Origin of the sequence: Nonomuraea maheshkhaliensis (genome assembly GCF_039529435.1) — a bacterium.
Lineage (GTDB): Bacteria > Actinomycetota > Actinomycetes > Streptosporangiales > Streptosporangiaceae > Nonomuraea > Nonomuraea maheshkhaliensis.
The window spans coordinates 1-5181 of record NZ_BAAAMU010000006.1 but is presented as its reverse complement, the minus strand read 5'-3'; the positions used below and the strand labels follow the sequence as shown (position 1 = coordinate 5181).

Annotated in this window: 6 protein-coding genes; 2 read left to right on the top strand and 4 right to left on the bottom strand. The window is 70.5% G+C overall.

Annotated elements, in window-relative coordinates:
- Positions 1-557, bottom strand: a 557-nt coding sequence (locus ABFX54_RS05940) for a TetR/AcrR family transcriptional regulator (protein ID WP_346102065.1), incomplete at its 3' end; no start/stop codon positions are given.
- A gap of 119 nt (positions 558-676) precedes the next feature.
- Between ABFX54_RS05940 and ABFX54_RS05935 the strand changes: the two genes are divergently transcribed.
- Positions 677-1729 carry a glycoside hydrolase family 113 protein gene (locus ABFX54_RS05935; RefSeq protein ID WP_346102064.1) on the top strand — a complete coding sequence of 351 codons (1053 nt, stop codon included), beginning with the start codon at positions 677-679 and terminating at the stop codon, positions 1727-1729.
- 3 nt (positions 1730-1732) lie between these two features.
- Here ABFX54_RS05935 and ABFX54_RS05930 read toward each other — a convergent pair whose 3' ends face one another.
- Entirely contained in the window at positions 1733-2392 is a 660-nt protein-coding gene (locus ABFX54_RS05930) for a MarR family transcriptional regulator (RefSeq protein WP_346102062.1), read from the bottom strand.
- Positions 2393-2590: 198 nt separating this feature from the next.
- Between ABFX54_RS05930 and ABFX54_RS05925 the strand changes: the two genes are divergently transcribed.
- The gene (locus ABFX54_RS05925) at positions 2591-3799 is read left to right on the top strand and encodes a cytochrome P450 (RefSeq protein ID WP_346102060.1); all 1209 of its coding nucleotides are present in this window, start codon (positions 2591-2593) and stop codon (positions 3797-3799) included.
- A 6-nt stretch (positions 3800-3805) separates the two neighbouring features.
- On the opposite strand, the gene ABFX54_RS05920 is transcribed toward ABFX54_RS05925, so the two are convergent.
- Together ABFX54_RS05920 and ABFX54_RS05915 are read right to left on the bottom strand one after the other, a co-directional pair.
- Positions 3806-4450 carry a DNA alkylation repair protein gene (locus ABFX54_RS05920; RefSeq protein WP_346102366.1) on the bottom strand — a complete coding sequence of 215 codons (645 nt, stop codon included), beginning with the start codon at positions 4448-4450 and terminating at the stop codon, positions 3806-3808.
- A gap of 120 nt (positions 4451-4570) precedes the next feature.
- Positions 4571-5074, bottom strand: a complete 504-nt coding sequence (locus ABFX54_RS05915) for an AAA family ATPase (RefSeq protein WP_346102058.1) — start codon at positions 5072-5074, stop codon at positions 4571-4573.
- Positions 5075-5181 lie beyond the last annotated feature (107 nt).

Below are 5181 nucleotides of genomic sequence, written 5' to 3'. Positions count from 1 at the left end.
GCCCCGCCCCCCCCCCCCCCCCCCCCCCCCGCCCCCCCCGCCGACGACAGCCAGGACCGGAGCGCGAGCTTGGCCGCCGTGCCGACGCAGGCGGCCAGCACCTCGGCGGTGAGCCGGTCCATGCCGCCCGTGCGCTCGACCAGCGCCCCCGCGAGCGGCCCGGCCAGCGACCCGGCGGTCTCGGCATACGTTTCCCGCAGCGCGGGGCTGGCCGTGATCATCAGCAGCGCGTCCCGCGCCTCGTCGCCCGGATCCGTGAACTGCTCGACGACGGCGTCGATCACGGCCTCGGACAGGCTGACGCCGGCCGGCCGGGCGGTCACGGCCGCGGCGATGCGCGACTCCCTGTCCGCGGTGACGGCTGCGACGATCGCCTGCTCACGGCTGGAGAAGTAGTTGTTGTACGTCCTCGGGGACACGCCGGCGGCCTCGGCGATGTCGTCCACGCGGACGTTCTCCGGCCCCTGCTCCAGCGCGAGCCGCAGGGCGGCGACCCGCAGCGCCTCCCTCGTGGCCTGCTTCTTCCGCTCCCGCAGCCCCGGACGGCGTGTAGTCACCCCTCCACCCTCCCAGGATCGCCTACTCCCGCGCAAATTTACGTCCACGCAATTTTGCGTGCACGCATCTTTTTGCGGTACGGTCGAGCCGCCATCCCCGGTACGAAAGGACCCACCCCATGCGAGCCAGAGGCATCGCCTACGACACCGGCTTCATCGGCCTTCCCGGCCACCCCAGCTCCCGCGAGCCCTTCGACCCCGACGTGGTCCTGCGGGAGCTGACCATCATCCGCGACGACCTGCACTGCGACGCGGTCCACCTCGTCGGCGGCGACCCCGACCGGCTGGAGATCGCCGCGCGTCACGCCGCCCGGCTCGGGCTGGAGGTCTGGTTCTCGCCGTACCCGCTGGAGCTGACTCTCGGCGAGATCCGCACGCTGTTCGCCGACTGCGCGGAGCGGGCCGAGCGGCTGAGGGCTGAGGGGGCGGAGGTCGTGTTCGTGGCCGGCGTCGAGCTGAGCATCATGAACCGAGGGTTCGTCGAGGGCGACACCATCGCCGAGCGGCTCGGCCACCTGCTGGCCGACCCGGACGGCAGGCCGGAACGGCTCGCCGCCGTGAGCACCCGGCTCAACGCCTTCTTCCGCGAGGTCGTGCCTTCCGTACGTGAGCGCTTCCACGGGAAGGTGACGTACGCCGCCATCCAGTTCGAACAGGTCGACTGGGACCTGTTCGACTTCGTCACGCTCGAACTCATCCGCTCCGCCGAGGTCGCCGACCGGTTCCGCGACGGCGTCCGCGCCATCGTCACCGCGCGGCCGAAGCCCGTCGCGATCACCGGCTTCGCCTGCGCGACCTGGCGCGGAGCGGCCGACGTCGCCCCGCGCAGCATGGAGATCGCCCGCCACGACGAGGCCACCGGCCGCACCCGCATCGCCGGCGGGTACGAGCGCGACGAGGCCGGACAGGCCGCGTACCTGACCGAACTGCTCGACATCTTCGACGAGGAGGGCGTCGACAGCGCCTTCCTCTACCTCTTCGCCCTCTACAACTACCCGCACCGCCCCGACGGCGACCCCCGCGACGACCTCGACCTCGCCAGCCCCGGCATCGTCAAGGTCTACGAACCCGGCCGCACCGGCGTCACCTATCCCGGCCTGCCGTGGGAGCCCAAGGAGGCGTTCGCCGCGGTCGCCGCCCACTACGCCCGGCCGGCGCGTGCGGCCGGCTGAACGTCAGGCGAGGAGGTGGCGTGAGCGTTCGGCCGACTCCATGATGTCCAGGCAGACCCTTTCCAGGAACGCCCCGCCCTTGGCCAGCCGCTGCCCCACGGGGCTGTCGGGGTCGAACGTCTCCTTCGCCGCCAGCGCGGCCCGCACCGTCTCCAGCGTCTGCCGGGCGCTGATCATGACCGAGTGGTACCAGGTCTCGTCGTCGACCACGTAGATGTCGCGGCGTCGTCGCGGGTCGCGCTCGCGCCGGACGTACCCCTGCTCGACCAGGAAGTTGACGGCCACGGAGACGGACGCGGGGCTGACCTTGAGCCTGGCGGTCAGCTCGGCCGCGGTGCGTCTGCCGTCCTCGGACAGCAGCAGGTCGAAGTGGACGCGCGCCGTCAGCTTCGGCAGCCCGGTCTTGACCGCGAGCTCCAGGATCTCCGCCTCCACGACGCTGCCCGGCGATTCGTCCGCGCGCGGCGGCGCCGGCGTGCCCCGCCTGGCCCGCCGGACCGTCGCCTGGTGCGCCTGCTGGGGCCGGTAGTCGCCGGGACCGCCGTTGCGGGCGATCTCGCGGCTGACCGTCGACGTCGGCCGGTCGAGCCGCCGGGCGATCTCGGCGTAGGCGAGCCCGCCGGCGAGTCCGGTGGCGATGTGCTGGCGTTCGCGCTGGGTCAACCGTCCTCCTGGCATGCCGTCAGTATTGCCTTCGCTGCCAGTCATTGCAACGCGGCATTGCATTCGCGGACAGCGTCATTGCATCAATTTATCGGCATCTAGCTGGGCAAATGCCTTGTTGTCGATTGACCTCATTCCGAATGCAACGTAGCTTTCATGCTGAGCCGAACACGTACTATCGCGAAAGCAGGCACGGCCATGAGCGAAACCGTCCACACCGCGTCGGCGCTGCCGGCCGCGCGGCCGTCCGGCTGCCCCTTCGACCCGCCCAAGGAGCTGCTCCAGGCGCGCGAGCACGGCCCGATCAGCCGCTACCCCTTCCCCGGCGGACACGAGGGCTGGCTGGTCACCGGCTACGACCTGGTCCGATCGGTGCTGGCCGACCCCCGGTTCAGCTCGCGCAAGGAGCTCATGCGCCACCACCCGCTGATCGACTACGGCGACATCGAGGTCCCTCCGGCGCCGCCCGGCGAGTTCCTGCTGATGGACGAGCCCCAGCACAGCCGCTACCGCAAACCGCTGGTGGGCAAGTTCACCGTGCGGCGGATGCGGCTGCTGACCGAGCGGGTCGAGCAGGTCACCGCCGCGCATCTGGACGCGATGGAGCAGGCCGGGCCGCCGGCGGACCTGGTCACCGCGTTCGCCAAGCCCATCCCCGCCGTCGTCATCTGCGAGCTGCTCGGCGTCCCGTACGAGGACAGAGGCTCCTTCCAGGAGCACATCGACAAGTTCCTCGGCGGGGAGGCGGCCGACGAGGAGCTGTACGCGGCCTACCTCGCCACCCAGGAGTACCTCGCCGAGCTGGTCGCCGCCAAGCGCGCCAACCCCACCGACGACGTGCTCAGCGACCTGCTCGACAGCGACCTCACCGACGAGGAGCTGCGCGGGATGGCGCTGATCCTGCTGTCGGCCGGCTTCGACACCACCGCGAACATGCTGGCCCTGGGCACCTTCGCGCTGCTGCGCAACCCGGAGCAGCTGGCCGCGCTGCGCGCCGATCCCACGCTCACCGAGCCGGCCGTGGAGGAGCTGCTGCGCTATCTGAGCGTGGCCAAGATGTTCACCAGGGTCACGTTGGAGGACGTCGAGCTGGGCGGGCAGAGCATCAAGGCCGGAACGACGCTCCTGCTGTCGTACAGCACCGCCAACCGTGACCCCGAGCGCTTCACCGACCCGCACGTGCTCGACCTCGGCCGGCAGGACGGCGGCCACCTGGCCTTCGGCCACGGCATCCACCAGTGCCTGGGGCAGCAGCTGGCCCGCGTCGAGATGCGGGTCGCCTTCCCCGCGCTGCTCAACCGCTTCCCCGGCCTGCGGCTGGCCGTGCCCGCGGAAGAGATTCCGCTGCGCCCGGAGACCGCCGACATCCACGGGCTCAAGAGCCTCCCCGTCACCTGGGACGCGTGATCCGGTCTATTCGCCCTGCTGCCTGCGGACGATCTCGTCGATCCAGATCGGCGCGAACGGAGACGTGCACCCTGGGGACGTCGGATAGTCCTTGAGCACCTCCAGGCGCTCGCCGATGTCGATGGCACGGGCGCGGTGCTGGGCGTGGTCGATGCCGATCTGGGCCAGACAGTGGTTCATCGCCCACTGCAGGCGATCCGGGGCGTCCCGCATCTCCGCCTCGATGACGTCGAGCAGCGCGGGCAGGTCGAGACCTTCCGGCTTCTTCGCCACCCGTTCGGTGGTCAGTGCCCAGCCGGCACTCGCGACCACCGGATCGGGGTCGGCGAACCAGGCTCGACGCAGCTCCTCGGCGTACGGGCTCTTCCTCACCACGTAGTTGACCAGCCAGTCGTGCACCTTGGGCGCGCGCGTCTGGCGGATCATGGTGTCCAGCTCGGCCCGCGAGAACGCCTTCGGGCGGCAGATGAGCAGCGCGAGCAGCCGGGCCGCGGTGTCGTCGGTCGCCCAGAGCAGGAGGGCGAGGTCGTGCTGCGTCTTCAGGCGCTTGGCGACGGCGCGGAGTTTGCCGAGGTTGACGCCGTGGTCGTCGCCGTGCCGCTCGTTCACCTCACGCGCTCGCGGGTCTTCGAGCTCGGCCAGCTCGGCCATCAGCTCAGCCACCGTCGCCTGAGCTTGGGCAGTCGTCTGGGTTGGGGTCTTGGCCACCGTCGTCCGAGCCACGTCAGCCTCCTGTCCGTTCTGTCCCGTGTCGGCAGCCTACGACGGCGCTCACCCTCCTGCCGTACCGGCTGGAGCCTCCAGACCGCCCGCCAGCCCTTCAAGCCGCCGAACGACCTCGTCGACCGGCACGGAAGTGTCGATCTCGACCGTGCACGTCGCTCTGAGCAGCGGCTCCACGTCGGCCAGGTCCCGCAGGATGGCCGCACGTTCCTCAGGACGCTTGCCGAAGGGGTTGTTGGTCCTGGCCGCGATGCGGGCCAGCATGATCTCAGCGGGGGCGCTGAGCAGGACGACCTGGTCGAACTGCGGATAGAACCGTCCTTGATTGGACTTGCAGCCCGCCACGAAGAGGGCACCGTCACGATGGCCGGCGAGCAGGTCACCGATGGCCGGCTCCCGCCACACCCAGTCGGCGGTCCCGTCGGGCAGGGTCTCCCAGCGGCTCCACTGGTCGGTATCCGTGTCGACGGCACGATGCCCCCTGGCCGCCAGCGACTCCGACACCGTGGACTTGCCGGTGCCCGACATCCCCGTGATCAAGATCTTCACCATCCGCCGACCCTAAGAAGTCCTAACGCAATGAGGTAAGTCGTCGCCAGCAGATGAGTGCGCAGGCCAGGCTGAGGAAAGCCTCGTGGATGTCGGCGCGGATCTCCCAG